We start from the raw sequence: 26353 nt of genomic DNA on the forward strand, positions 1-26353 counted from the left end.
TGGCGGCATTCTTTTTGATATTTTCAGAAAATTTTATGGGAACCGTTCTTTTTCCTGTAGCGTGTTCCCCGCCAGAGCAATTCCACTGAACTCCGGTTCAGTGGAATTAATTTAACTCATTGCTTATAGAGCATCTTCACCAGTTTGAATGTGTCCATTCAAACTGGATATGCTTCAGGCGCATGTTGTCAAAGACAATGGTGGCCATGTTTTTTCAAATATGAGAATACGCATTATATGGCAATGGTCATGAAAGTAGAGAATAAAGATCCGGTCAAAGTGGATAATTTCTCTAAAATAGAAAAATCGCTCAGGTCATTAAAAAGCTATGGGCCATGCTCTTATGCTATTTTAGAAAATGATGATGGCTCTTACATACAGGTTGCGGGTGGAAGGGTCACATGCGTTCTTGAACTTCGAGAAAAAAATCAAGACAGGCAGTTTCGGGCTTACCTGTCCGTTCCGCATGTTTGTTATACTGGCGAACAGACTTTGATGTTTGGGGCCGGACAAGTAAAAATACAGCCCGATGAAATTTTATTCATAGATGATGTTGTGGCGGCTTTTAAGGCGTTTTTTGAAAAGACACCATTTCCGCTCAATATCAAGTGGCGGGAGATGTCGCATATTTTTGGTGCGCCCTCTCTGCCATGAAGCAGGACGGTATGGTTGTCGCTTTTTTCAAAAACGTCTTTATGATTTGTGGATGTTTTCTGAGCTAACGTTTCAGACAGGCTTTAACATTGTCGTATTCAGGGCATATGCCTGAAAAAAAGGGGATCGGCTGGATCCCCTTTTTGTGTCAGTGGCTCAGGGCAGCGGGTGCTGCGCGTCAAGCGCCTTGCGCTTTTCAACCACCGCAGGCGGCGTCAGGGCTTCCTTGCGGCCTGTTGCAACGTCTTCAGCGGTAAACACGGTTGCATCAGGGCCAGAGGGCAGGCCTGCCACGTGGTTCAGCACGGCGGCGATCTGGTCATCGGGCAGCGTCTTGAACGGCGGCATGAAGCTTGCATAGGTATTGCCTGCGGCTGTAATCGGTCCCATCAGGCCATTCAGCGCCACGGCGATGACATACTGCCTGCCTTCCGGCGTGGCGGCAATCTTGCCTACGCGTCCGGCCAGCGGCGGGAACTGACCGGGCACGCCCTGGCCATCAGCCTGGTGGCAGGCGCTGCAATTGGTCTGGAACAGGGCTGCGCCATCAGCCGCAAGCGCGGGCGCTGCGGGAAGGGAAAGGGAGAAGAGAGCGGCCAGCAGTCGTTTTTTCATCGATCGTTTCCAAGTAAGGCAATTATTTGAATCCTGCCCAAAAACAGGCTTTTCAATCGTTTCCCTGTCGATCCTATTATAAAGCAGGCGCGCTGCCTATATCGCAGCCCCTGCAGGCGGCGGCTCCCGCGTGGTTTGCCTCGCGCCTGTGTTCACAAATCCACATCCGGCAAAAGACAGATTGCCTTACAGGGGCGAATGCTCGGCGGCCTCCTGCTCAAGGGCGCATGAATGCGCAGTGGCTTTGGGCGCCGTGCGGCGCAGGGCGGCAAGTTCCGTTCGAGCTGCATCCATATCCGTGCGGAAGGCAGGGCTGCCATGCAGGGCGGCAATCTCGGCCGAGCCCAGCATGTAGCCTGCCTGCACGTCACTTTCCCAATGCACGCCGCATATGATCCGGCTCTCCCCAAACACCCGGCCGCGTTGCAGGATCTGCGTGGCGCGCTCTGGCAGCAGTTCGGCCAGCACAAGTGCCGTGCTCCAGCCCAGCATGGTATGGCCCGATGGATAGGCGCCTGACGTGGCCAGATGCGCCCGATCCTTTTCGGTGCAGATGGGCTGGCTGTTGCCTACAAAGGGGCGTGGCCGGTGCCAGTAAGCCTTGCTTTTACGCATGTCGGCAATTTCCGACACATCCATCTTGTGAATGAGCGCGCTCAGTCCTGGCGCATTTGTGGTGCTCAGGGGCAGGCCCGCCGCACAGGCAAAACTGTGCAGCAGCGCGTTTTCATGCAGGTCGGCATCCGCTGTGGCCAGCGCCCAGCGCAGGCTGCCGCGTAAGGCGCGGGTGGCGGTGAAAGCCTGGTCATCATTCGCCTGCCGCACTGTACCGGGCTGAGGTGGGGGTGGCAGGTAGGCCGTTGCGTCCGGCTGGGTGGCGGGGGTGAAATATCCCGGCTCGGGTGTTGCAGGCTCAAGCGGGTCGGCCGCGCGGGCAGGCGTGCTGGCAAGTGCTGCGGCCGCAAGCAGCCCCGCCAGAAGGGGCAGGCCCATCCGTGACGCAGGGCGGAAAAAGGGGGCGGTAAGGCTGGATCGGGTCATGCTATGGCTTGGACAATTCAGGGTTGCGACGGGTGAAAGGGGTTCCTGCCCGGTGAAGATTGACAGGCGGATCATGACACAATGGCACGCGCAGGAAACGCGCGTCCCGTCATGAACATGCAATTTTCATGAAACTGTCACAAATGTTTCCTTTTAAAATCCCTTACACAGCAACGATCTTTTTCAGCAGCCCAGATGGGACGAGAAAGCCGTTGAGTGAAAAATGGTTGCCCTGCCGGCAGGAGTGGCTTCGCCTCTACCGGCGCGTACGATCCCTGACGCACCGCGATGATGCGGAAGATCACCTGCAGAGTGCCTTCGTCAATTATCTTGAACGCCCCGATGGCAGTATTGGCCACCCGGAGGCCTATATTACGCGTAGTGCCGTCAACCTGTCCCACAATGCGCGCAGGCGCGAACAGGTTGGCTGCATTGCACCTGGCGGCTGGGATGACATGCTTGGCGATGTGCGTGATACCGCGCCCACGCAGGAGGAAGCCTATCAGGCGCGTGAACGCCTGATCCGTTTTCATGCGGGCTGCCAGCGCCTGCCGCGCCGCACCCGGCAGGCTTTCGTGCTGCATCGCGTGGAAAAAATGACCTATCGCGAGATTGCCAGCCAGATGGGCATCAGTGAAAGCAGTATTGAAAAACACATTGCAAAGGCGCTGGTCTTTCTTTCCACATGGATGGAACAGTGAGCCTGTTGTGGTGGCGTGGCTCGTCCATCAGGTATCAAGCAGCACGCTGGATGGCGCGCCTGCATGCCGATGACTGCACGGATGCGGAAAGGCAGCACTTCCGCCGGTGGTTGTACAGTAACCCGCGCCATGCCCGCGCCTTCGAACAACTGACCGAATTATGGGAACTTGGCGGCAGCCGCAGCCCTGCATCCGTGCCGCATGCGCCCGCCCGCACTCTGCGGCCCACCCGGCGGCAGGTGCTGGCCGGCCTTGCGGGTGCCAGCCTGCTGCTGCCCCCCATGCCCCGCCGCGCCCAGGCCGCCCGTGTTCTGCAGACCCCGGCAGGCAGGCTTTCAGGCATTACGCTGGAAGGGGCGGTGCGCTGCGAACTTGATACCGATACAAGGCTGGTTCTCTTGCCTGACGGCCAGTGCGGCCGGTTGGAAAAAGGACAGATCGTGCTCTCGGCCCTGGGGCAGGCGCCGCCGTTATGGCTGTTCACAGGGCCGGTCAACCTGCGTCTTGGCGGGCAGGGGGTGGCCAATATCCGGCTTGATCCCGATTGCGTGCATGTCACTGCCGTGCACGACAAACTGCTGGTGCATGATCCCTCGCTGGCAGGTGGCAGGACGTGGCTGCCACCGGGGCAGAGGCTGTCCTTTTTCGCCAATGGCCCGTTACGGCAGGATACCCCGGACCTTGATGCCCTGCTGGCCTGGCAGCAGGGGCGGATTGTGTTCCGTAACTGCCCGTTGGGTGAGGTGGTGGCCGAGATCAATCGCTACATGCCGCAAAAGATCATGCTCCGCGCGCCCCTGTTGAGCGGGCGGCAGTTGAGCGGGGTCTATTACATCAGCCGTGGCGACAGTTTTCTGCAAATGCTGCCCCGCCTGCTGCCGGTCCGCCTGGTGCGCGCGCCCGACGGGCTGGAAATCGCGCCTGTATGAAACTTTGGTGACAAAATCCGCCCGGCGCACGCGCGTAAGCCCCCCTGTTTGTCATGACTCGATAGGGGCCGTGCAGTCGGCCGGGATGCAAAAGGATATGTTCCATGGTGTTTATCAGGCGCAGGCAGATGCTCGCGGGGCTTGGCACGGGGTTGCTGTTTTCGGCGCAGGTGCGGGCGCTGCGGGCGGCAACCCCGCGCAATCTGGATGAAAAACCGAAATTCGACATATCGCCCTTCCAGCTTGGCGTGGCGTCAGGCGATCCCGCGCCTGATGGATTTGTCATCTGGACCCGGCTGGCCCCGCGCCCGCTTGAACTGGAAGGTGGCATGAACCGCAATCGCCCCGTGCTGGTGGACTGGGAAGTGGCGGAGGATGAAAAACTGGGCCATGTCGTCAGGAAAGGGCAGGCGCTGGCGCATCCTGAACTGGCGCATTCGGTTCATGTCGAAGTCGCGGGACTCAGGTCGGACCGCCCGTACTGGTACCGTTTCCGCATCGCGGGGTATTACAGCCCTGTCGGCCGCAGCCACACCTTTCCGCTGCCCGGCGCATCACCTGCGCGGGTGCGCTTTGCCGCCGCAGGCTGCCAGCATTATGAGGAAGGATATTATACCGCCTGGCGCAACATCGCCAATGAGCCGATCGATTTTGTCTTTCATTATGGCGATTACATTTACGAAGGCCCCGACAGCAAGGGCCGCGTGCATGACATGAACGGCCGCCCCTTCCAGGCGCTGCGCCGCCATGTCGGGCCGGAATGCTATTCGCTTGATGAATACCGTCGCCGCTACGCCCAGTACAAGACTGACCCCGACCTGCAGGCCGCCCACGCCGCCGTGCCGTGGATCGTCACCTCCGATGACCATGAGGTGGACAATAACTGGGCAGGCGACACCGACCAGGACGGCACGCCGCCCGAGATCTTTCGCCTGCGTCGGCAGGCCGCCATGCAGGCCTATTACGAACACATGCCGCTGCGCCTTTCAGCCCTGCCCGATGGCAGCCACATGCAGCTTTATCGCAGCCTGCGCTATGGCACGCTCATGAACACCTTCGTGCTTGATACGCGCCAGTATCGTAGCGATCAGGTCTATGGTGATGGCGTGGCAGCGCAGGGGCCCGATGTCTGGTCACCCAACCGCACCATGATGGGCGCTGCGCAGGAACAATGGCTGTTTGACGGGCTGGGCAGGTCCGACACGCGGTGGAACCTGCTGGCGCATCAGGTGATGATGATGAACCTTGCCCATAGGCACGCCCCGCAGGGTGAACTGCTTTACAGCATGGACCAGTGGTCGGGCTACATGTACAGCCGCAGGCGCCTGCTTGAGTTCATTGGCACGCACTGCCCTGGCAACGTGGTGAACGTAACGGGTGATGCGCATCGGCACTTTGCGGGGGACTTGCTGGCTGATCCGGCCCGGAAGAAGCCGGTCTCGGTCGAGTTCCTGGCCACATCCGTCACGTCAGGCGCGGATGGCGTGGGCGATGATGACAGTTTCAGCCGCTCCGTCCGGCGCGAAAACCCGCACCTCAAGGCCACGACCGACCAGCGTGGCTATGTGCTGTGTGATGTAGGGCCGGATGTATGGCGCGCCGACCTCAAGGTGCTCGACAAGGTGATGGAACGCGATGGCAGATTATCCACCTATGCCAGCTTTGAGGTAGAACGCGGCCAGCCCGGCCTGCAGAAAGCCTGAACGGAAAAAGGACGTCCCGCCGGGGGGCGGGACGCCAAGTTTAGGGATTGGGAGACGTTGTGGTGTCACGAAAGCCACGCCTCATTAACTCCATTTATGGATAATGGTTTTCCTTAAATTGAGCCAATATGGAAAAATAATTGTCCCTGCCGTTCAGGCCGGGTGAATCATTACATACTGCCGCGCAAAGGGCAGCATGACGCCAATGCTCAAAAGGCCGAGCACAATGGTCATGCCCACGAAGGTGGCCATGTGGTGTGGATAATCCTCGGTGTAGAGCAGCCCGCATACCCAGAATACAACGGCTTCAACGGCCAGCGCCACGCCTAGTGTGGGCATGTGAAAGAAGGGGCCAGCCAGCCACCCTATGCAGCCTGCCACCAGCACAATGGCCAGTGTCGAGCGGAACAGGAATGTAATGGCGCGCATGGCGGTCCTTGACCGTGTGGGGCAGGGGAGCAGTATCCGCAGGCAGCATGGTGCCTGCCTGCGGACCTGGCGGTTTACATATTCGCGTTGCCCTGCGGCGCGGCGGTGGTGGCCGGGGTGTCTGGCGTCATCTTGCCCGGCGTGGTCGAGTGCTCCACGTCATAGGCTGTTGCCTTCTCCATGTAGGTCCCCTTCGAGCCGGGGTGTTCCTGATCATACAGCTTGGCTTTGGCCTTGGCTTCCTTGCGGTATTCGTGGCGCTTGTACATGCCGGTCACGCAACCAGCGGCGGCACCGAGCACGCTGTGGCCACCGGCCACATGGCCGCCCACGGCCCCCACGGCGCCATATTTCAGGCAGCCGCCGGGCTCGGCCTGCGCGGTAGCGGTGACGCATGTAATGGCCGCGATGGCGGCAGCGGTAACAATCTTACGCATGAAATGACCCCTTTTGTGCATGAATGCGCATAATGCGTTCATGGCATATCCGATACGACATGTTTTGTCACCTTGCTAGGGCACGCCCGGCTCATGTTCGTGCAGGCTTGCGTCAATGATGTGCAGGCAGGCCAGGGCCTCGGCCAGGCTGGCGCGGTCGCGCGCCGGATGGGGGCGGGCCTGTTCGTGGTGCAGCCAGGCCAGTACATGCGCGGTGGTGGGGCCAGCCTGTCCGCGCTGCCACCGTGCCAGGAAAAGGGCAATCATGCGCGTGGCCCGTGGCGGCAGGGCGCCCGTGCGTAGCATCTCGCGCAGACGGATGATGTACAGGCCCACCGTCATCGCCCCGATCTGCTGGCTCAGGCAGGCATTGACGGTGGACGGCGGCACGGCTGTGGCCTGGTGCAGGATGCGCACGAGGCTCGCGGCACAGGCGCCCAGCCAGGCCGGGGCGCTGGTGCGGTCGCGGGTCTGGGCCAGATGGCGCAGCCGCCGGTTCATGGCTGCGGCGGTGCGGCGAATATGCACGTCAAGCCGGAAAGGAATGACCAGCCGGTAGGTCAGCAGCACGAACACGATACTGGCCACGAAGGCCAGCGCGTTGTTGAGAAAGCCGACCTCGTCATACCGCCCCTGGTTCATCGGGCCGATCAGCACGGGCAGGAACATGTTGAACGAGAAGGCATAGCCCGCAAGCTGCGGCCGGCGCGCGGCCAGCCCGCCAATGGTCATGGGCACGAGCAGGGCTGCAAGCAGCATCTCGGGCGTGGTAATGGCAGGGATGACCCACAGCGCCATGACGGCGGCGATGGCCGTGCACCACAGCCCGCCCTTGAGGAAGGGAAGGGTCGCGACCAAAGGGTTCTCGCGCGTGGCCATCAACCCGTAGATCAGCGCCACGAACGAGATGAAGGCCGGGCCATGGTGCCATGCCGTGATCTCCCACAGCACGGCCGCCACCATGATGGCCACGCTGGAGCGGATGCCGTTATGCATGGCCTCACGCGCATGGCGGCGCGAGGTCAGGCTGAAACGGAAGTTGTCGCCAGGGCGGGTGGCGTGGCAGGCCAGCATTTCATCATGCACCCGTGCGGTTTCATGCGTAAGGGCCGCGGCAACCGGCTGCCAGGCGCTGGCAGCCATGCTGTCAGGCCCGGGTGGGGGCGCGTGGTCACGTAGCCATGTGGCCAGCGCGCGCTCGGGTGCTTCATGCGCGGGCAGGGCGCTGGCATCGGGGCGGGGGGAGAGGATCTGCAACGCGCGGGCATGGGCCAGCATGACCAGCATGCCCGCAAGCGCCCGGCGGGCGTGGTCGCCCACCCGGTTGCGCGGCCCGAGTTCAAGGGCCGCGAATTCGATCTGCCCGCTGAAGGCCATGATCCGGTCGAGCAGCCTGCCGGTTGCGGCCTGCCGCGCAGCGGGCGCGGTCATGCCCAGCAGGTGCGGAATGGCGGCGCAGGTGGCGCTGAATGTATCATCCAGCCGGGCCAGTAGCTGCGCGCGGGTGCGTTCGACCATGTTGGGCATGAACAGCACGGCCAGCACCGCTTCGCACAGCACGCCCAGTATGATGTAGCTGCTGCGCGCGACGCTGACGGCAAAGACATCATTCGGCTGCACGATGGCCCCGGTTGCGATGATGGCGGAGGTGAACCCTGTCAGCACCAGCCCGTAGGCGCGATACTGGTCGAGCAGGGTGGCAAGGGCGCAGCACAGCCCGATCCAGAGTGCCAGGCAGACAAAGAACATGGCCGGGGCCTGCGGGAAGGCGGCCATGAGCGTAATCGCGGCGACGCTGCCCGCCAGCGTGCCCACAATCCGCCATCGCGCCTTTGACAGGCTCTCCCCGCGTGAGGACTGCGCCACGACCCAGACGGTAAGCGGCGCCCATTGCGGGCTGTCGAGTTCCATCCACATGGCGATAAGCAGCGAGAGGATGGCGGCGCATGACGTGCGCACCGCAAAGCCCAGATCAGCCAGCGACGGCGCATATATCCACGAAAAACGCCGGATATGGCGCAGCAGGCCCGTATCAGGCGCGTCGTGCAGGGGAAATGCGGTGCTCTGTCCCCCCATTGGTCTCATACCTTTACATCATGTGCCTAGTTCAGCCTGAAGGGCTGGGTGTGGCGGAACATGAAGGCAGGCTTATGGAAGGGTCCAATCGTTTGTCATGATATTTTGATAAATCCTGCTTATGAAACGCTCCAGACACCAAAAACGCCGCCTTTTGAAAAAAGGCGGCGCTCCAGAGCGGTCTTATAGATTGAAGGCTGTTTTCAGGACTGCGTGTAAAAAAACAGGTTGTCAGAACGTAATGCTGCTGTGCAGGCCAAAAATGGCCTCGTTGCCCACACGGCGATTGTAGCTCACGCCATAATCGGGCACGCCCCCCGAGGGGTTCCACACGTACTGGAAGTCAGGCTGCATGACCATCCACGGCGTGACCTGTGCCTGGTAGGTCAGTTCAAGGTGGTTTTCATTGCCCTGCACAGGCGTGTAGGCGCTCAGGGCCGAGTTGCGGTCGAACTGGCGCTCGCCCGAACTCGCCCGGCCAATGCCCCAGCCCAGACCGATCGTGTCGTTATCGCGGCCCCTGAACGGGGCCTTGAGGTTCAGGCCCGCATCAATGGCGAAGCTGATCAGGTTGCGGTCGCCGCTATTGCCGGTAGCGCGCACGAACAGGCCCAGCGACCGCGCTGACGTGATGGAAGGCCGCCAGAGCATCTGGTCGATGATGCCATACACCATCCAGTTGCCCCGGTCCCAGCGCGGTATGCCGGTGGTGTCATTCGGGCTGCCGAGCGCCTGGCCCAGATTGTTGTAGCGGTAGTCGGCAAACTTCGCGGTATCGTAGTAGCCGCCCAGCTTGTACACGCCCGGCAGGCCGGGGTTCTTGGTCGCGTGCGCCATATCGGCGGGCTGGGGGTTGAGCGCGTATTGCAGTTCGGTGATGAGCAGCGCGCCGGTGCCCATGTTGAAGTTGGTACCGTTGGCGCCGTTATAGGTCTGGCTGGTGGGGTCGGAGTTGCTGCCGGCCGCCGAGCCGGTGGCCTGCTGGATGGGCAGGGAGTTGTAGCGGTTGCCTGGCGGGTTGTCGTCGGCTGCGGCAAACATGAAGGTGAACTTCTCGCTCGGCCGGTAGCGGATGCGGATGGCAGGCGACGACAGCGGCCATGACGGGCCGCCGCCATACAGGTTGACCGAAGGCGCCATGGGCCAGCCAAAGTTCGCGTTGAGGTAGAGCGAGGCGTAATCGCTGATCAGGAATTCGGTATCAAGATCCTGCTGGCCGATCTTCACATCAAGTTTGCCCTTGAGGAAGGACTGCTGGTACCACAGTTCGAACAGGCGGGTGGAGCGGTCGGCCTCGAACCCGCTGACGGGGTTGAAATTGGCCAGATGATCCTGCGAGATCGAGCGCCCGCGCGTCTGCAACGCGCTGACATTGAACAGGCCGCCCTTCAGCCCGAACAGCTTTTCGGTATCCACGGTGAGCGTGGGCATGGTCACGCCATCATAGGATGGTCCCGTGCCCGAGCCACTGGCGCCATCATTGCCCGATGGCGTGCCGCCGGTACCGTTGCCCCACACTTCATCGACTTCCTGAATGTCGAAGCTGATGCCGTGCTTGTACAGCCATGGCCGCGCGCCCCACATATTGCCCAGCAGGTTGCCGCTGGTGTCGAGCCTGTCGCCATCGCCTGCGGCTTTTTCCTCCGCTTCGGCGGTGGCGCGTTCTGAATCGCGCACCGTGGCGGGGTCGATCTGTTCAACGAGTGGGGTGGAGTTGCCGAGGCGTGCCCGGTCTTCCTCGATCTGGGTCTGGACCTGCGCGAAGCCGGTTGCAGGCAGCACCAGCCCGAAACAGACCAGACACGAACCCGCGCGCAGGCGGTGGCGCGTCAGGCTGGAGGGGAAAAGGGCATGTTTGGCAATGGCAGTCGCGAGGGATGAGGGGCTCATTGGGGGTCCGCCGTATTGAGAATCAATATCATTAATAATGGTTCTCAATCACATTTTGATACGAAGCCGTCAATTCAAACCGCCATGCGCGTGTTGCAATACTGCCATTATCTTAGGAATACCTTGGGCACGCCCTCGCTGTTGAGGCAGGACATGATCATCACGCCGCTCCACAGCAGCAGCGAAAGACTGGCCCCGATGCGCCCGCGCATGCTCATGGCGGCATTGCCACGCAGCACGGGCAGATAGACGCTGCGGTGGCACCACAAGGCGTTGAGCATGGCCAGCGTGATGAGCAGCAGTTTGGGGGTGAGATACGCGCGGCTGCCGATATGCACCGGATCATAGAAGAACAGCACCACGCCCGAGACCATGGCGATGGCAAACGTGACGTGCAGCGGCCGCACCATGAGCTGGGCTGCGGGGGCGATCCGGGCGGCCATGCGGGGCCTGAGCACGCCAAGGTCGAACAGCATGTCCATGCCAAAGAACATGGCCATGCTGATGATGTGCACGATGCGGATCAGGTAATGGACCGGCTGCAGCCAGAAGTGGAACATCCGGCTGTCGAGCGCCATCAGAACCGCATAGGGCAGGCGCATGAAGGCTAAGGGGTGGGTGATCATGGCGGGTGGCTCTCCGTTACCTTGAGGAGGGCATACCATCCGTTGACAATGATAACAATTATCATTAACAGAACCGGGAGATCACTCGGATGGGAAGCTGCGATCAGGCCCGTGCGCGACTGCAAATAACAACATCAATGCTAGCTGGCGCACGGACTTCACTTTTTATCGAAGTTATGGAAACCGTCATCATGAACAAGAAATATTCCATTCTGGCTCTTGCCGTAGCAGCATTGCCTGCCCTCGCTACTGCTGCACAGGCGCGTGAATACCCGATCGGTGGTCCGGTCCATGCACATGACATGGAAATTGCCTCAAGCTACCTGACCGGCATCATGGTCGACCCCATGCCCGCTGGCATGATGGACAACACCAAGCCCGACACCATCCACCTTGAAACCGACGTGCATGCCACGGCTGATAACGTGTGGGGCTACCCCGATGGCGCCTGGGTGCCGTATCTGAACATCGGCTACAAGCTGACCAAGGATGGCACGGCGTGGAAGGCCGAAGGCACCATGCACTTCATGACCGCCAAGGATGGCCCGCATTATGCCGATAACGTGCAGATGAACGGCCCGGGCCGCTATACGGTGGTGCTGACCTATTCCTCGCCCGAGCAGAACGGCTTCCTGCACCATGTGGATAAGGAAACCGGTACGCCGGGCTTCTGGCAGCCGTTCAGCGAGACCTTCAACTTCGCCTATCCCCAGAAATAATCAGGGCATCATCATGAAACGGATACTGGACGGATGGCGTGCCGTTGCCTGTGGCGCGGTCATGGCCATGGGGCTCGCGGCCCACGCGCCTGCCGCGCGGGCTGATACCGTGACCGACCTTGCAGGCCGCAAGGTGGACGTTCCGGCCAGTGTCCATCGCATCATACTGGGGGAAGGGCGGCTGATCTACGCCCTTGCCCCGCTGGAAAAACAGCACCTGTTCGACCGGATCGTGGGCTGGCAGGGCGAGTTCCGCGGTGCGGATACGCAGAGCTATGACCAGTATGTCGCCAGCTTTCCGCAGGCGGCCAATATTGCGCTGATCGGCAAGACCACGGCGGATACCGTCAGCCCCGAGCGCGTGCTCGACCTGCACCCCGACCTTGCCATCCTGACCGTGTCGGGCCACGGGCCGGGCAAGGCGAGCGAACTCGTAAGCCAGCTTGAAAGCGCGCATGTTCCGGTCATCTTTGTCGATTTCCGCGCCGACCCGGTGATGGATACCATCCGCTCCATGCAGATCCTGGGCCAGGTGCTGCACCGCGAGCACGAAGCTGCTGATTACCTTGACTTCTACCAGTCACACCTCAAGCGCATTACCGATCGTGTCGCCCCGCTGCCCGAAAGCCAGAAGCCAAAGGTGTTCATTGAAATGCTGGCCGCCATGCGCGAGAGCTGCTGCCACACGGCGGGCAAGGGCAATATGGGGGCGTTTATTGCAGCCGCTGGCGGCCAGAACATCGCGGCCCCGCTCCTGCCGGGCTATATTGGCGATATCGACCTCGAAAAAGTGATCGCCTCTGACCCCGACATCTATATTGCCGATGGCACCAAGGGGCCGAAGGCCAGCGGCCCGGGCGTGCGCATGGGGGCTGAAGTAACGCCGGACGTGGCGCGTGCCTCGCTGCTGAAAGTCATGGAACGGCCCGGCATTTCATCGCTGCGTGCCGTAACGGACGGGCATGCCCATGGCATCTGGCATTCGTTTTATGATTCACCGTACAATATTCTTGCCATCGAAGTCATGGCGAAGTGGTTCCACCCCGACCTGTTTGCCGATATCGACCCCAATGCCACGCAGAAGGAGCTGTACAGCCGCTTCCTCCCCGTAAAGCAGGAAGGGACCTTCTGGATTGATGCGCGTCCCTGATGAATCGGTTGGCACGCCGTCTGTTTCTCCTTCCGCTGGCCTGTCTGATTATGCGCGTGAGGTGCGTGGGCGCTACCAAGGCCTGCTGCGGCGGCGCATGGGGCTGCTTGGGCTGCTGCTTGCCCTGATCGTGGCCTCGGTGGTGCTTGATTTCTCGCTCGGGCCATCGGGGCTTTCGCCTTCGGCCCTTATCCGCACCCTGCTGCATCCGCATCATGTGCCCGCAGGCCAGGGCGTGATCGTGTGGCAGATCAGGCTGCCCTATGCGCTCATGGCCGTGTGCGTGGGCGCATCGCTCGGCCTGGCGGGGGCGGAAATGCAGACCGTGCTGGCCAACCCGCTGGCAAGCCCGTTTACGCTCGGGGTCTCGGCTGCGGCGGCGTTTGGCGCATCGCTCGCCATCATTCTGGGCTGGCGGCTACCCGGCGTGCCCGATGCATGGGTGGTGTCGGGCGATGCATTCGTCTTTGCCATAGGCTCTGTGCTGCTGCTCGACATGGTCTCGCGCAGGCGTAATGCGGGCACCGGCACGGTGGTGCTGTTTGGCATCGCGCTGGTTTTCGCCTTTCATGCGCTGGTGTCGCTGCTGCAGTTCGTGGCTAATGAAGATGCGTTGCAGGACCTTGTGTTCTGGACCATGGGCAGCCTGACACGGGCGACATGGCCCAAGCTGGGCCTCCTGGCGGCTGCCTGCGTGGTTGTTGCTCCCCTTTCTTTCGCGGCTTCATGGAAGCTGACCGTGCTGCGCATGGGCGAGGAACGCGCAGCAAGCCTGGGCGTGGACGTGCCGCGCGTGCGGCGTGGCGCGCTGCTGAGGGTGAGCATCCTGTCAGCCCTGGCCGTATCATTCGTGGGCACCATCGGCTTCGTGGGGCTGGTAGCCCCGCATATCGCCCGCCGCCTGCTGGGCGAGGACCACCGCTTCTACCTGCCAGGCAGCATGCTGGTGGGCGCGTTGGTCATGTCGCTCTCATCCATCGCGGCGCGTAACCTGCTGCCGGGCGTGGTCATTCCCACCGGTATTGTAACGGCGCTGGTGGGCATCCCGTTCTTTCTGGGCATCGTGCTGCGCAGGCGGAGCATGGGCTGATGGAGGGGCTGTACTGTGAGCACATGACCGTGCGCTACGGCAGGCGCACGGTGCTGGATGACATCAGTGTCGGCCCGTTTCCGCCCGGCCGGGTCTCGGCGCTGCTTGGCCCCAATGGCAGCGGCAAGTCAACGCTGCTGCGCGCGCTGGCCGGGCTGGGCGAGGCGACGGGCAGGGTCATGCTGGGCGTTGATGACCTGACACGGCTCAATCTGGCTCAGCGCACGCGGCGCTGCCTGTACCTGCCGCAGGCCCTGCCTGCCATGGTGCACCTGCAGGTGCTGGAATCCATGCTCGCGGCCCAGCATGCCACCGGTGTTGTTCCATCCGATGTACAGGGCGATGAAATCGATGCCGCCCTGCATATGCTCGATGTGTTTGGCATAGCCGATCTGTCCATGCGCTATATGGATGAACTCTCGGGCGGGCAACGGCAGCTTGTGGGGCTGGCACAGGCGCTTGGTCGCCACCCCGATGCCCTGCTGCTTGATGAACCGCTCAGCGCACTCGACCTGCACCACCAGTTTGCGGTGATGGAGATATTGCGGCGCGAAACCGCTGCACGGCAGATCGTGACCGTAATGGTGCTGCATGACCTCAATATTGCCGTGCGAATGACCGATTACGACGTAATTTTGCGCGAAGGGCTGATCATTGCCGCAGGCGCGCCCGAGGCTGTCATTACACCTGCAACACTGGCCCGCACTTATGATATTGTGGCGCGGGTGGAAAAATGCAGCCGGGGTCTTCCACACGTTATGGTTGATGGGCTGCGTTAAGCCGGGATTCGAAGCCCGATAGAAATTACAATTCGTGACATAATGGATATTTCGCCAGCCTGCCTGTGGAGGGCAGGGGTGAATCATAAGTAACGCACAGCCTGTCATAACAACATTGAAGGGCAGGCCCCGATGGGCAATGCCTGCAAGGCAGCCCATTATATTGTGCATTACAATAGCGTGAACCTGCCCAGGAAGCGGGGGGCCTGTATTACGCGCGCGGGTGTGGGTGGCATGGTGCGGTTCCGAATACTGTATTCAGGCGCGATACTGGAAAAAGTGCTGATATGTAAAAGCATTCTGGCAAGATGTGACGATGGTCGGGCAGGCGATTACAGGCGTAGCCTGCTGCGTTTCATTGCAATATAAACCATAAACACTAAAATTTGTCGTAACATCCTGTGTTTATACTCTGTTCCTGTTATTGATACGGATACAATGAAAATTCCTTAATGCAAAAGCAGTAACCTGCCCTTTGCCGGGCATGTCATGTCTGATTATTATAAACAAAATAATTGCATATGTGTTGGGAGCAGGATAATGGTTGGATTATTATGATGTAGTCATGACCTGCAAGAAAAGCATGGCACGCCCTATGCAACCTATGCAGGGGGTAAAAGCAGGCGACGCTGTAATGGGGGTGGCGTAAAAATTACGGATTAAAATGCTTTATTGTGGTTGCATAATACACGCATGATTATTACTCATAGGGTCAATCATCCCCTGATGACCCGACCACCAAGGAAAGTACCGACATTGGATAATAAAGAAATCCCGCATACCGAACTGGTATCCATGACCACCGAGATCGTGGCCGCGCACACCAATCATAATACGGTGGCTATTGACCAGATCCCCACCCTTGTCGAAACGGTTTATACTGCACTCAAGGCGCTTGGCGCTGAAAAGGCGGTTGAACCCGCACCGTTGCAGCCTGCCGTGCCCATCAAGAAGTCGGTCTTCCCCGATTACATCATCTGCCTTGAAGATGGCAAAAAGCTGAAAATGCTCAAGCGCCACCTGCAGACCGCTTATGGCATGACGCCGGAGCAGTATCGCGAGAAATGGGGCCTGCCCGCCAACTACCCCATGACCGCCCCGAGCTATGCCGCGCACCGCTCGTCGCTGGCCCAGAAGATCGGGCTTGGCCGGAAAGTCGTGGTGGAACCCGTGGCCGAGGAAGCCGAGGAAGCACCCGCTGCAAAGCCTGCCCGCAAGACCCGCACGCGCCGCAGCAAGAAGAACGCGGACGGCACACTGGTCTGAGCCAGCCCGTTACGTCAGTACAAAACACCCGCCCCGGTAACGGAGCGGGTGTTTGTTGTATTGGGGCAGAAGAAACAATCCGATTGAACCCGACATGACGCCCGGCCTGCACATGCCTGTCAGATAACTTTGAGGCCCACGGTCAGGAGGATGGCGGCGAGGATGATCCGCTGCACCCGGTCAGGCACAAGCCCGATGCACAGGCTGCCCAGTATGATGCCTGGAACAGACCCGCAGAGCAGGGAGGTCAGCAGGGGCATGTCAATATCCCCGATCCACCAGTGCCCCATGCCCGCAATGGCCGTGAGCGGCACGGCGTGAGCAATGTCGCAGCCCACGAGGCGACGGATTTCCAGTCCGGGGTAGAGAAAGATCAGTGCCGCCATGCCAATCGCGCCCGCACCGACAGAGGACAGCGTAACCATGACGCCGAGTATCGCGCCAAGCAGCGTGGTCAGGCGCGCGGTGGTGGCAGGGGCGATGGCAGCAGCCTTGCGGCGTGAAAGATCCTGCAACCTGTGCCGGAACAGCACGCTCGGCGCGGTAATGAGCAGGGCAATGCCCAGTGCGACCGAAATGACATGCGTGACCGCGGGTGAGGGGCTGCCTGCCCAGTGCAGGGCGGCAATGGTCAGCAATGTTGCCGGTATGCTGCCCAGTGCCAGGAGGCCCACCACATGCCATTCCACCGATTGCTTGCGCCCATGCACCAGCGTGCCCACCGTCTTGGTCAGGGCGGCATAGAGCAGGTCGGTGCCCACGGCGGATTGTGGATGCACCTTGAACAGCAGGATCAGCAGCGGCGTCATGAGCGAGCCGCCGCCTACTCCGGTCATGCCCACGAGGAAGCCAACGCCAAGGCCGGAGAGAACATAAAGCAGGTTGATGGATTCAAGCAGGGGCATGATGGCGGGTTATCCGTTTCTGATCGCCTGGCGCTAAAAATACGACAAAATAAAGTGAATAATTGATCGCATGATCAATTTTCTACGTGGAATTATGGCCATGCACAAGCCTGATCGTTAATAAGCTGCCCCGTCATTTTTGCAGGTATCGTGTAAAATAGAAAAAACCCGGCGCGAGGCCGGGTTCCATCATCAGTAAGGGTAGGAATAGGGCGGGGGCGGCGGTGGTGCGCGCCAGGCCCACCGGGGCGGCGGCGGGCGGTCATAACGCCAGCCACTTTCGCGCCAGTAAGGGTGGCGTGGTCCATCGCGATAGGGTGCGTGCCAGCGTGGCCGGTCATGTTCCCGCCAGGGCTGGGCCTGCGCCCCACCATGGGCACCGAGTAGAAGCAGCGCGGTAAAAACAGCCAGAATCATCTTTTTCATGCCGTCCTCCTGCTGACAGGAAAGCCCCGGATTGCGGCAGGATCACGATGGTTGTTTTACACAATGCAATAAACACGCCGGGAGGCGGCATGCGGGCAGGAGCGTGAAAAGCCGGCCCCGAGAATATCCTGAAATGATAAGGGTTTCGGGTGAAGCTTTTTTTCCAAAAGGTTCAGAAAACTGTCGCTTGCCAGACTTCAGGGCAGGCGTTCCAGATGCGCCAGCAGCAGTGCCCATAGCCCGTTACTATCCACCTCGTTGAGGAAAAGCGCGTTACGGGGCCGGTCGGTCACATGCCACCAGTCAATGGCGGTAGCGCCCTGCATGAGCGGACTGCCCACCTCAACCGACACGTTCACCTCGCGGCCTGCAAACAGGTGGGAGGCGAGCAGCCAGCCAATGGTGCAGGGGTCGTGCAGGGGCGCACCGTCCCACCCATATTTGGCCAGGTCAAACCGCCCCGAAAAACCCAGCATGGCCGCGGCCGTCCGGGCGCAGCGCCCGTTCAGCGCGCTGAGCTGCGCCATCCGGGGTGGCGTGACCAGAAAGCGATGGGTTACATCCAGCGGCACAAGCGTGTGCGCGGTGGCGTGGCGCAGCACGATATCGGCGGCATCGGGGTCGGCATAGACATTGAACTCGGCGCTCGGGGTGATGTTGCCGCCTTGCGCCCATGCACCGCCCATGGAAACGATGCCAGCCATACGCGGCGCAATATCGGGCGCCTTGACCAGCGCCATGGCCAGGTTGGTCATAGGCCCCAGTGTCACCACCGTTATGCTGCCCGGCGGGTGCGCCCTGATCGTATCGATCAGGAAATCCACGCCATGCTGCGCGCCAGGCTGCATGACGGGGTCGGGCAGGGCGGGGCCATCCATGCCGGTCTGGCCATGCACGTGCGCTGCGGTAACGGGCGTGCGGCGCAGGGGGCCAGCACAGCCTGCATGCACTGCAATGTCGGTGCGTCCGGCCAGTTCGAGCACCTTGCAGGCATTGGTGGTCGTGTGCTGCACCGACACGTTGCCCGCCACGCTGACCACGCCCAGCACGTCAAGGCCGGGGGCAGCAAGGGCGAGCATGATGGCAATTGCATCGTCCTGCCCCGGATCGGTGTCGATGATGATCTTGCGTGGGGTCACGGTCATCCGGTCCTTCATGCTCTACGGCGTTTGCCTGCCATACGTAGCCTGATTGAATCGGAATTGGCAAAGCCACGCTCATCTCTCCCCGCTTGATCCGCCCGCGCAGGAGTGAGAAAAAGAAAGCCCACTTGAAAACCGGCAGAAGCAGAGCATTGAAAAAGAAAAAAGGGTTCTGGTGCCGCTTTTTTTCAACAAGACCGCATGGTTGCGCCGTCGCCAGCCGGGCATTGTATCGTGCCAATCTGCATGGACTGGCCATGGCGGTCGCCCTGTTTGGCGGCGGGGCTGCATCATGGGGGCAGGGGGTGGATGGTACCAGCCCCGTCCTGTCGCGCCCGCAGGCAGGCGCCCGCGCGCAGGCGCTAGGCCAGTTGGGGCGTGACCTGTTTCATGATCCCAGACTGTCGGCTTCGGGGCATATGGCCTGTTCATCGTGCCATCAGGACAATGCGGCGTTTGCGCAGGGCAATGACCTGTCGGTGCAGCCAGGGGGGCACCGTGCGGTGGCATCGCTCACCTATCTGCAGGCCGTGCCGCAGTTCACCGAACATTTTCATGATTCGGAAGATGAAGCCGATGAAAGCATCGATAACGGCCCCACCGGCGGCCTGACATGGGATGGTCGGGCCGATACCGCGCAGGGTCAGGCCAGCATACCGCTGCTTTCCCCTTACGAAATGGCCAATGCCAACCCTGAAGCCGTGGTGCGCCGTGCCAATGCCGCAGGCTACGGCCTACGCCTACAGGCCCTGCTGCCGCCCCGGCCGGATGATACGGCCACCCGTTTTGCCCTGATTGCCGAGGCCCTGGCCACCTACCAGCAGGATGCCCGGCTGTTTTATCCCTATAGCAGCAAATATGATGCGGTGCTGGCGGGTAGGGCCCGTCTTACCGCGCGTGAGGCGCAGGGGCTGGCGCTGTTTGAACGGGCGGACAAGGGCAATTGCGCCTCATGCCATGTCAGCGCGCCGGGGCATGACGGCACGCCGCCGCAATTCAGTGATTACGGGCTGGTGGCCCTTGGCGTGCCGCGTAACGGCGCCATCGGCCTCAACCGCAACCCGGCCTATTACGATATGGGGTTATGTGGCCCCGATCGCACCGATTTCAGGGGGCGCGACGACTATTGCGGGCTGTTCCGCACGCCGTCGCTGCGCAACGTGGCGCTACGGCATGTATTCTTTCATAACGGGGTTATTCATACGCTGCGGCAGGCCGTGGCGTTTTACGCGCTGCGTGATGTGCGCCCCGCGCTTTGGTACCCGACTGGCCCGGATGGCAGGATACAGATCTATAACGACCTGCCTGCCCGTTATCACGCCAACATCAACATGGACCCGCCTTTCGGCCCCCGCCCCAAAGGACGGCCCGCCCTGTCGGATGATGAGATTGATGCGATCGTGGCCTTCCTCCATACCCTGACGGATGGTTACTTCAGCCTGATGTCGCGCCAGTAGAAAATTTCACCAGCAGCTTTTATTGCTTCAGGTTCAGTGCGCCCGTCAGGTTGCCAAGAGGGTGGCCGGTAGCCGCCCGTATGGCGCGCGCGCGGGTCATGGCGCCATCAAGCGGGCGCAGGCTAAAGCGTTTGGTCAGGAACATCAGGATCGAGGTTGTATCCTGCACCGTATGGTCGACATATCCGCGCCGGGCATAAGGCGAGATGATGATGGCCGGAATGCGCGAACCCGGCCCCCACCGGTCGCCTCTGGGCGGGGCCACATGGTCCCACAGACCGCCATTTTCATCGTAGGTGACAATAACGAGCATGTGCGGCCACTGGGGGCTTTTTTCCAGATGGGCCACAAGGTCGGCAATATGATGATCGCCTGACTGGATATCGGCATAGCCTGAATGTTCGTTCAGGTTGCCCTGTGGCTTGTAGAAACTGACCTGCGGCAACTGGCCGTGGTCAATGGCCGCGATAAAGCCTGCGCCAGCCAGCCCCCCATCGCGCAGGTGTTCGTCGCGCGCGGGCGTGCCGGGGGCGTAGGCGGCATAGTAATTATAGGGCTGGTGATGGTACTGAAAGTCCGGGGCAGGGTAATGATTGCCGTGCGCCAGCACATCGCCCCATGCTCCGGCGTACCATGCCCATGTGATGCCGCGCTCGCTCAGCCGGTCGCCGATGGTGGGCGCGGTCTGTGCGGGCAGGGTGGTGGCGTGTGCGGGATCGGCATAATGCGGGTCCTGCCCGGGGGCTGCGGGGTTGGCGCTGGGCTGGTAGGGGGGCTGCATGGTGTTGACGGCATAAAAATCAGGCGTGAGGTTGCCATCGCGCACGAATTTGGGAATGCCCTCCAGCGCCGAATGCGGTGAATCGGCCGCCACGAGCAGGGCCGTGCCCGATGGCGCTACGGTGGAAATGACCGGCCGCGCTGCGCTGGTATCGGCCTGCGGGTAGAACGGCGCACACGCACAGGCCAGCCACTGGTGGTTGAGGAACGAACCGCCAAACGCCCCCATGAAGAAGTGGTCGGCCAGCGTGTAACGGCGGGCGATCTGCCACATTTGCATATGCGACCCATCCCACTCGCTCATGGGGAGGGCGCCTGAATCGGCCCAGGCCACGAACCTGTCGTTACGGCCGCCGTTGATCTGCATCTGGTTCTGATAGAAGCGGTGCCACAGGTCCTGCGTGAGCGTGCTGAGCGGGCGGTTGAAGCCCTGAGGGTCATCAATGTGGAAAGGCTGGTTGGGCAGGTGCGCGCTCATGGCCTGGGTTATGGGATCGGCCGCACCGCGGGCTGTCAGGCCACCCCATACGGGCGGCAGTTCGCGCAGCACGCTGCCATCACGGTCGCGCTGGGGCCGTAACCGCGCCACTCTGGCGCCTGATGTATCCGCGCCGGGAAAGCCGTTATAGAGATTATCGAAGGACCGATTCTCGGCAAAAATGACCACGACCGTTTCGATCTGTTTCATGCCCGCAGGTCTGGCCTGACCGGTGCAGGCACCCAGCATGCCTGCCAGCAGGGCCGTAATGGGGGTGAAACGGAGCAGGGTGCGGGTCAGATGGGCCATGAAGTCTCGAATGCTGTCAGCGTAACGCCTGGTGTATATGAAAGACCTGTTGGAGGAAGGAAATGCAGGGGGGCTGCCTTTCATGAAAAATTCATATAGCGGCGCGGATCGGCTTGGCTGATGCGCACATGGCGAACTCCGCGCATGAAATGGGCCGCCCCGGGCCGGTGATGAGCCCCATGCCGCGATCCTGTAATGTCATATAAATATGTAATGTTACGGTATTCATAAATAAAATTATGATATGAACGTCGGCATAAAGGTATATATATTATTATTACTTTTCTTGACTGCAGATGCGCAGTTTTGGGAAAAGATGAAACTCTTTCCCGAAATGAGACTCCTCACAATCCTTGTCGATATGCGTGAAAAAAGCATGTATTGGCTTATCCGCGCGGCAGAATATGGCATGTGCAACGCCATGGAACAACTGGCCTATCTCTACTGCTCGGAAGGGGGGCTGTGCCTTGTCTATCATTACAAACCGGGGTTGCGCTGCAAGCCTGATCTGCCTGTTGCAGCGCTGTTTTTGATGGCGGCCCTCAATGGCATGTTGAGTATCTTTGTTCGTCCCAAGCAGGCTATGTGGCGCAATCGGGCCTATTTTGAAAGGCATGCCCATGAACTGACAACAGTTTATGAGGATGATGAGCCACTCATATTGCTCAGCTGCGTTGTGCGCCTGCGCGGGCAATGCGCCATAGCGCAGGACTATTTTGAAACAACGTTTTTCCAGTTATAGGCATGTAATCGCAATAATATATTTTTTAAAAGCAGATTATTAATAAATAAAAAAGTTTTTGGTTAAGCTTTTTTCAAAAAGCTTCAAATCATGTCGCCTTATTTGAAGCAGGGGGGCACCTGAAAAAATTTATTATTTATCAATAAATTGGTTTCAAACAATCTAAAAGAATTGCCAATCATAAAGTCCAAAAATATCGCTTCAGAACGCAGCGCAGCCCGGTGTGATGACCAGCCCCACGGAATCCTGCCCGAAGCGCTGGCGATAGGTCTGGCGTATCGCCTCAAGCCGCAACCTGAGATCGGGAGTGAGAGGGGTTGCCACCCATATGATGCGCGAAGGTTCGCGTATGATGCGCCCGCTGTGTTCATCCCGCCATTGTCCGGTCATGCGCAGGACCGAAAAACCGTCGGGAAAACGCGGGGTGACGACGTCACGCACAAAACGGGTCCAGTCATGCTGGCTGACATGGCTTCCATCAGGGCGGTTGAGACCAAACAGCAGCGAGACCTGCACCATTGGCGTTGCCTGCAATGTCGTGCAGGCGACCTGTAGCGGATCGGGGGCAGGCATCTGTGGTGCGCCTGCGTGGCCGGGTTGGCACCATGCGACCGTACTGGCCACAATGGTGGCGGCAGGCAGGCACCATCGCCTTGAAAAAACAATGGGCTGGCAACTCATGGTCTGTATTCGTCCTGCCCGTTATGGGGCGTAGCGCAGTAGAAAGATTCAAAAGAACGCCGCCTTTCAAAAAAAGCGGCGCCCGATAAGCTGGCCGGGATCAGGACTGGACGCGATAAAGCGCACACAGCTTGTTGCCGGTCGGGTCGCGCAGATAGGCCAGGTACAGGTCGCCATTGGGCATGTGGCGGATGCCCGGCGGGTCTTCGCAGGTGGTGCCGCCATTGGCCACGCCCGCGGCATGCCATGCATCGATGACTTCAGGCGAGGGGGCGGCAAAGCCGATCGTGCCCCCGTTGGCGGCCGTGGCGGGCTGGCCGTTGACCGGCTTCGTTACGAGGAAAAAACCCGTATCGCCATTATAGACCAGTTTGCCCCTGGCATTGACGGTGGCGGCGGGCACGCCAAGGGTTGCAAATATGCTATCGTAGAATTTCTTCGCGGCTTCAATGTCGTTTGCGCCAACGGCAATATGGCTGAACATGCATTTTCTCCCTGAACGATAATAGTCCGGGGCAATCATGGCACGGCGTGCTGCGGGCCGACAACCGCCCCAACGCGATGCGCGTCGTAACGATGGGAATAGTCATGGACCCCGCATGCCATTTTTTGTAACATTCCGCCCAGGCCCGGATATCCGGGCCACGGAATACATGACAGACAGATTGCTCTGAAAAGGGAAACCATGCGTTTTATCGCTTCACTGGCCGCCGTGGCGGGACTGCTCGCTGCACCACTGGGTGCCCACGCGGCATCGGTGCATACGGATTGGGAAAAGTTCAAGGCCACCCGTGCGTTCAATCATCTCTCGGCTGATGGGCAGCGCGCCATGCTCGACGTGCTCAACGCCAAGCAGGTGCTCGATGCAGGCCAGACCGATGCCGCCATTCCCGCGCTGTATGACGCGACCAAGCGCCTGACCGCCGCAGGCAAGGCCAGCACGCAGTTCATCGCCGCCGAAACCAGCCTTCACCCCGCCCCGCAGCACCCGGCGGCCCCTGGCCATGTGGCTGGCACCACGCCCGTGACCTGGATTCCGGTTGGCGGTGAAATCATTGGCAGCGAGACACTGGCCCCCGAGAAGAAGGCCGCCATTGCTACCGCCAACACCCAGCTCAAGGCAGGCCAGACCAAACAGGCTGCGCAGACGCTGCAGGTCGTGGGCGAGGATGCCGATTTCATCATGGCGCTGACCGCCCTTGAACCCACGCAGGGGGCGATTAACCGCGCCACCGTCTTTACTGAGGCCCGTCACCCGCAGGAGGCTTCCGCAGCCCTCCAGCAGGTGCTTGATAACGTCGTATTCATCTCGGAAGATGTGTCCGAGACGCTGGCCCCTCCCGGCGCCAAGGCCCCGGCGGCACCTGCGCAGAAATAACCTGCTCCGGATGTAAAGGCCGTTTGGATCATTAAGATAAAGTTTCTGGGTGCCGCCTTTTTTCAAAAAGGCGGCATTACTTTTGAAACGCTCAAGCCCCAAAGGCCAGGGTGGTTATTCCTCCCCGCCACCCACCTTTTTCTTTTCACGCTCGGCATCCACGCTCATGCGCTGGAATGCCCCAAGCGCAAGAACAATGAAGGTAGCCACCACCAGCAGGCTGGCAGGGTAGAGAATGGCAGCCGGTTCGCTTGTACTGGTCTCGAAAACGCCAACCAGCCCCTCAATGAACACCGCAATGATAATTGTGGTGATGAACTTGGTCAGGCTGGCCCGTGCCTCGCCCAGGCTTTTCTTGCCGCTGGTCTGGATTACTTCTTCTTCCACGAAGTATTTGGCCACGTCAAATACCGCCACCGCAATCACGACATAGCTGATGGCCTGCAATATGGCGTTGCGCCCCATATGCCATGATTGCCCCAGCGCCCTGAGCAGGTCGAACATGCCAAATGTCAGCAGGAAGAGGGCCAGCATCATGAGCAGCAGGCTGGCGCAGGCAAAGGCGAGGCGGGACAGGTGTTGCATGTTTCTCTTTATCCTGATGCGGTAGCCCACGGGCATGGACTTCCTATCGCATGGTGCGGAGACGGGTTGCGGGCAAAGTTGGGGCTGCCGCTTCGCTTTATTATGGATCTGGCCCATATGAGGCGTTTCTGGTCCTGAATATTTATTTTTTATTTTCCACGGTCATGCCGAAACCGCCTGCCGGTTGCCCCGTTGAACCCACCACAGCGCATATTGCCGGGATTGCTTTCTCACCACGGCCCCATGAGGCGGCGAGAAAAAACAAGGATTCCGTATCCGTGCTGTAATCTGAAAAAGGTGAATGATCATGGCTTATCGCATTCCCATGCAAGAACGCACCCGTACTGCCTCCTTCGCACCGGCTGACAGCCGGGGCGGTGGGGGTGCCGGGCATAATCCCGGCAACTTCGCCAATGACCGCAAGAAAGCCTCCGAGGCGGGGCACAAGGGTGGCCAGCACAGTTCGGGCAATTTTGCCAAGGACCCCGAGCGCGCAGCCGAAGCGGGCCATAAGGGGGGCGAGCACAGCCCCGGCAATTTTGCCCATGACCCGGCAAGGGCCGCCGAGGCAGGCCACAAGGGCGGCCAGCACAGTGACGGCAATTTTGCCAAGGACCCCGAACGTGCGGCGGAAGCCGGGCGCAAGGGCGGCCAGCATAGCCACGATCACGATAAGTCCTGACTGATGCGGGGGCGCGGAATCCCTGCCGGGTTCCGCCTCCTGTCATTGCCCGGCGGGGCCGGGATAACACGGATTTCTGATCCATCTGGAGCAAAACAATGAAAAAAAGCATGATGGTGATACTCGGGCTGATCGCCTGCGTGCCCGCGCCGGTCCTGGCCCAGTCCATACCCGAAAAGGCAGGCATCAATTCGCTGATGGGTGTTGCGCCCCGCACGGAGGACTTCATCAAGATTGCCACTATCAGCGACATGTTCGAGATCCAGTCCAGCGAACTGGCATTGCAGGGCAACGACCCCAAGCTGGCCGCCTTTGCCAACCGGATGATAGAAGACCACAAGAAAACATCCGCTGCCCTGAAAGACCTCCTCCAGAGCAGTAACGTGCAGGTCAGTCCGCCCACTGGCATTGACGAGGCGCATCAGGACAAGCTCGATCACCTCAAGACCCTGCATGGCCGCGACTTCGCCCTGCAGTACCGCGCCGACCAGATCGCGGGGCATGAAGATGCCGTCTCGCTCTTCCGCCGTTACGCGCAGAGCGGTGATAACGCAGCCCTCAAGACATGGGCAGGCAATACATTGCCCACGCTTGAAAACCACCTGCAGATGGCCAAGGATCTGCCCCAGTAAACACCTAAGTAAAGAAACCTAGGTAAAAAAAACCTCGGTCAAAACCCCCGG

The 26353-nt window shown here is 60.3% G+C and carries 28 protein-coding genes; 14 read left to right on the forward strand and 14 right to left on the reverse strand.

Annotated elements, in window-relative coordinates; translation table 11 throughout:
• Positions 1–249: 249 nt before the first annotated feature.
• On the forward strand, positions 250–654 hold the full coding sequence (locus QEG70_RS01695) for a hypothetical protein (protein ID WP_308719054.1): 405 nt from the start codon (positions 250–252) through the stop codon (positions 652–654).
• 156 nt (positions 655–810) lie between these two features.
• Here the strand turns inward: QEG70_RS01695 and QEG70_RS01700 are convergent, their stop codons facing one another.
• Both QEG70_RS01700 and QEG70_RS01705 read right to left on the reverse strand, forming a co-directional pair.
• Positions 811–1269: a c-type cytochrome gene (locus QEG70_RS01700; RefSeq protein WP_308719055.1), complete on the reverse strand. Its 459-nt coding sequence runs from the start codon at positions 1267–1269 to the stop codon at positions 811–813.
• Positions 1270–1455: 186 nt separating this feature from the next.
• Complete coding sequence (locus QEG70_RS01705; RefSeq protein ID WP_308719056.1) at positions 1456–2310, reverse strand: acid phosphatase; 855 nt, start codon at positions 2308–2310, stop codon at positions 1456–1458.
• 227 nt (positions 2311–2537) lie between these two features.
• Between QEG70_RS01705 and QEG70_RS01710 the strand changes: the two genes are divergently transcribed.
• From QEG70_RS01710 to QEG70_RS01720, 3 genes are all read left to right on the forward strand, one after another.
• Entirely contained in the window at positions 2538–3011 is a 474-nt protein-coding gene (locus QEG70_RS01710; RefSeq protein ID WP_308719057.1) for an RNA polymerase sigma factor, read from the forward strand.
• Positions 2996–3940 carry a FecR family protein gene (locus QEG70_RS01715; protein WP_308719058.1) on the forward strand — a complete coding sequence of 315 codons (945 nt, stop codon included), beginning with the start codon at positions 2996–2998 and terminating at the stop codon, positions 3938–3940. Before QEG70_RS01710 ends, QEG70_RS01715 begins: the two co-directional genes overlap by 16 nt.
• Positions 3941–4044: 104 nt before the next feature.
• Entirely contained in the window at positions 4045–5643 is a 1599-nt protein-coding gene (locus QEG70_RS01720) for an alkaline phosphatase D family protein (RefSeq protein WP_308719059.1), read from the forward strand.
• Positions 5644–5796: 153 nt separating this feature from the next.
• Here QEG70_RS01720 and QEG70_RS01725 read toward each other — a convergent pair whose 3' ends face one another.
• The 5 genes from QEG70_RS01725 to QEG70_RS01745 all read right to left on the reverse strand — a co-directional run bounded on the left by QEG70_RS01725 (position 5797) and on the right by QEG70_RS01745 (position 11101).
• A complete protein-coding gene (locus QEG70_RS01725) occupies positions 5797–6072 on the reverse strand; it encodes a hypothetical protein (protein WP_308719060.1) in 276 nt (91 codons plus the stop codon).
• A 74-nt stretch (positions 6073–6146) separates the two neighbouring features.
• Positions 6147–6509: a hypothetical protein gene (locus tag QEG70_RS01730; RefSeq protein WP_308719061.1), complete on the reverse strand. Its 363-nt coding sequence runs from the start codon at positions 6507–6509 to the stop codon at positions 6147–6149.
• Positions 6510–6584: 75 nt separating this feature from the next.
• Positions 6585–8585, reverse strand: coding sequence for an FUSC family protein (locus tag QEG70_RS01735; RefSeq protein ID WP_308719062.1), 2001 nt, complete (start codon positions 8583–8585; stop codon positions 6585–6587).
• Positions 8586–8816: 231 nt separating this feature from the next.
• Entirely contained in the window at positions 8817–10475 is a 1659-nt protein-coding gene (locus tag QEG70_RS01740; protein WP_308719063.1) for a carbohydrate porin, read from the reverse strand.
• A 107-nt stretch (positions 10476–10582) separates the two neighbouring features.
• Positions 10583–11101, reverse strand: coding sequence for a hypothetical protein (locus QEG70_RS01745; protein WP_308719064.1), 519 nt, complete (start codon positions 11099–11101; stop codon positions 10583–10585).
• 176 nt (positions 11102–11277) lie between these two features.
• Between QEG70_RS01745 and QEG70_RS01750 the strand changes: the two genes are divergently transcribed.
• The 5 genes from QEG70_RS01750 (at position 11278) to QEG70_RS01770 (ending at position 16105) form a co-directional block, all read left to right on the forward strand.
• Positions 11278–11820: an iron transporter gene (locus QEG70_RS01750; protein ID WP_374762527.1), complete on the forward strand. Its 543-nt coding sequence runs from the start codon at positions 11278–11280 to the stop codon at positions 11818–11820.
• A gap of 13 nt (positions 11821–11833) precedes the next feature.
• A complete protein-coding gene (locus QEG70_RS01755; protein ID WP_308719066.1) occupies positions 11834–12970 on the forward strand; it encodes an ABC transporter substrate-binding protein in 1137 nt (378 codons plus the stop codon).
• On the forward strand, positions 12957–14060 hold the full coding sequence (locus tag QEG70_RS01760; RefSeq protein WP_308719067.1) for a FecCD family ABC transporter permease: 1104 nt from the start codon (positions 12957–12959) through the stop codon (positions 14058–14060). Before QEG70_RS01755 ends, QEG70_RS01760 begins: the two co-directional genes overlap by 14 nt.
• On the forward strand, positions 14060–14839 hold the full coding sequence (locus tag QEG70_RS01765; protein ID WP_308719068.1) for an ABC transporter ATP-binding protein: 780 nt from the start codon (positions 14060–14062) through the stop codon (positions 14837–14839). The genes QEG70_RS01760 and QEG70_RS01765 overlap by 1 nt, the downstream gene beginning before the upstream one ends.
• A gap of 756 nt (positions 14840–15595) precedes the next feature.
• A complete protein-coding gene (locus QEG70_RS01770; RefSeq protein WP_308719069.1) occupies positions 15596–16105 on the forward strand; it encodes a Ros/MucR family transcriptional regulator in 510 nt (169 codons plus the stop codon).
• A gap of 119 nt (positions 16106–16224) precedes the next feature.
• On the opposite strand, the gene QEG70_RS01775 is transcribed toward QEG70_RS01770, so the two are convergent.
• The 3 genes from QEG70_RS01775 to QEG70_RS01785 all read right to left on the reverse strand — a co-directional run bounded on the left by QEG70_RS01775 (position 16225) and on the right by QEG70_RS01785 (position 18581).
• Positions 16225–17010 (reverse strand): sulfite exporter TauE/SafE family protein, encoded by a 786-nt coding sequence (locus tag QEG70_RS01775; RefSeq protein ID WP_308719070.1) that lies wholly within the window; start codon positions 17008–17010, stop codon positions 16225–16227.
• Positions 17011–17202: 192 nt separating this feature from the next.
• A complete protein-coding gene (locus QEG70_RS01780) occupies positions 17203–17436 on the reverse strand; it encodes a hypothetical protein (protein WP_308719071.1) in 234 nt (77 codons plus the stop codon).
• A gap of 197 nt (positions 17437–17633) precedes the next feature.
• Positions 17634–18581, reverse strand: coding sequence for a nucleoside hydrolase (locus QEG70_RS01785; protein ID WP_374762528.1), 948 nt, complete (start codon positions 18579–18581; stop codon positions 17634–17636).
• 254 nt (positions 18582–18835) lie between these two features.
• On the opposite strand from QEG70_RS01785, the gene QEG70_RS01790 reads away from it, so the two are divergent.
• Positions 18836–20035: a cytochrome-c peroxidase gene (locus tag QEG70_RS01790; RefSeq protein WP_308719072.1), complete on the forward strand. Its 1200-nt coding sequence runs from the start codon at positions 18836–18838 to the stop codon at positions 20033–20035.
• 19 nt (positions 20036–20054) lie between these two features.
• On the opposite strand, the gene acpA is transcribed toward QEG70_RS01790, so the two are convergent.
• Entirely contained in the window at positions 20055–21542 is a 1488-nt protein-coding gene (gene acpA / locus QEG70_RS01795; protein ID WP_308719429.1) for an acid phosphatase, read from the reverse strand.
• Positions 21543–21846: 304 nt separating this feature from the next.
• On the opposite strand from acpA, the gene QEG70_RS01800 reads away from it, so the two are divergent.
• Positions 21847–22344 carry a hypothetical protein gene (locus QEG70_RS01800; RefSeq protein ID WP_308719073.1) on the forward strand — a complete coding sequence of 166 codons (498 nt, stop codon included), beginning with the start codon at positions 21847–21849 and terminating at the stop codon, positions 22342–22344.
• A 201-nt stretch (positions 22345–22545) separates the two neighbouring features.
• Here QEG70_RS01800 and QEG70_RS01805 read toward each other — a convergent pair whose 3' ends face one another.
• Both QEG70_RS01805 and QEG70_RS01810 read right to left on the reverse strand, forming a co-directional pair.
• Positions 22546–23025, reverse strand: coding sequence for a DUF3574 domain-containing protein (locus QEG70_RS01805; RefSeq protein ID WP_308719074.1), 480 nt, complete (start codon positions 23023–23025; stop codon positions 22546–22548).
• A 100-nt stretch (positions 23026–23125) separates the two neighbouring features.
• Complete coding sequence (locus QEG70_RS01810; RefSeq protein ID WP_308719075.1) at positions 23126–23509, reverse strand: VOC family protein; 384 nt, start codon at positions 23507–23509, stop codon at positions 23126–23128.
• A 201-nt stretch (positions 23510–23710) separates the two neighbouring features.
• On the opposite strand from QEG70_RS01810, the gene QEG70_RS01815 reads away from it, so the two are divergent.
• Entirely contained in the window at positions 23711–24403 is a 693-nt protein-coding gene (locus QEG70_RS01815) for a YfdX family protein (RefSeq protein WP_308719076.1), read from the forward strand.
• Between the two features lie 114 nt (positions 24404–24517).
• Here the strand turns inward: QEG70_RS01815 and QEG70_RS01820 are convergent, their stop codons facing one another.
• Positions 24518–24988 (reverse strand): hypothetical protein, encoded by a 471-nt coding sequence (locus tag QEG70_RS01820; RefSeq protein ID WP_308719077.1) that lies wholly within the window; start codon positions 24986–24988, stop codon positions 24518–24520.
• Between the two features lie 307 nt (positions 24989–25295).
• On the opposite strand from QEG70_RS01820, the gene QEG70_RS01825 reads away from it, so the two are divergent.
• Positions 25296–25670 (forward strand): con-10 family general stress protein, encoded by a 375-nt coding sequence (locus QEG70_RS01825; RefSeq protein ID WP_308719078.1) that lies wholly within the window; start codon positions 25296–25298, stop codon positions 25668–25670.
• 98 nt (positions 25671–25768) lie between these two features.
• A complete protein-coding gene (locus QEG70_RS01830) occupies positions 25769–26302 on the forward strand; it encodes a DUF4142 domain-containing protein (protein WP_308719079.1) in 534 nt (177 codons plus the stop codon).
• Positions 26303–26353 lie beyond the last annotated feature (51 nt).

The organism is Komagataeibacter xylinus, assembly GCF_031081985.1.
GTDB classification, from domain to species: Bacteria; Pseudomonadota; Alphaproteobacteria; order Acetobacterales; family Acetobacteraceae; genus Komagataeibacter; species Komagataeibacter xylinus_E.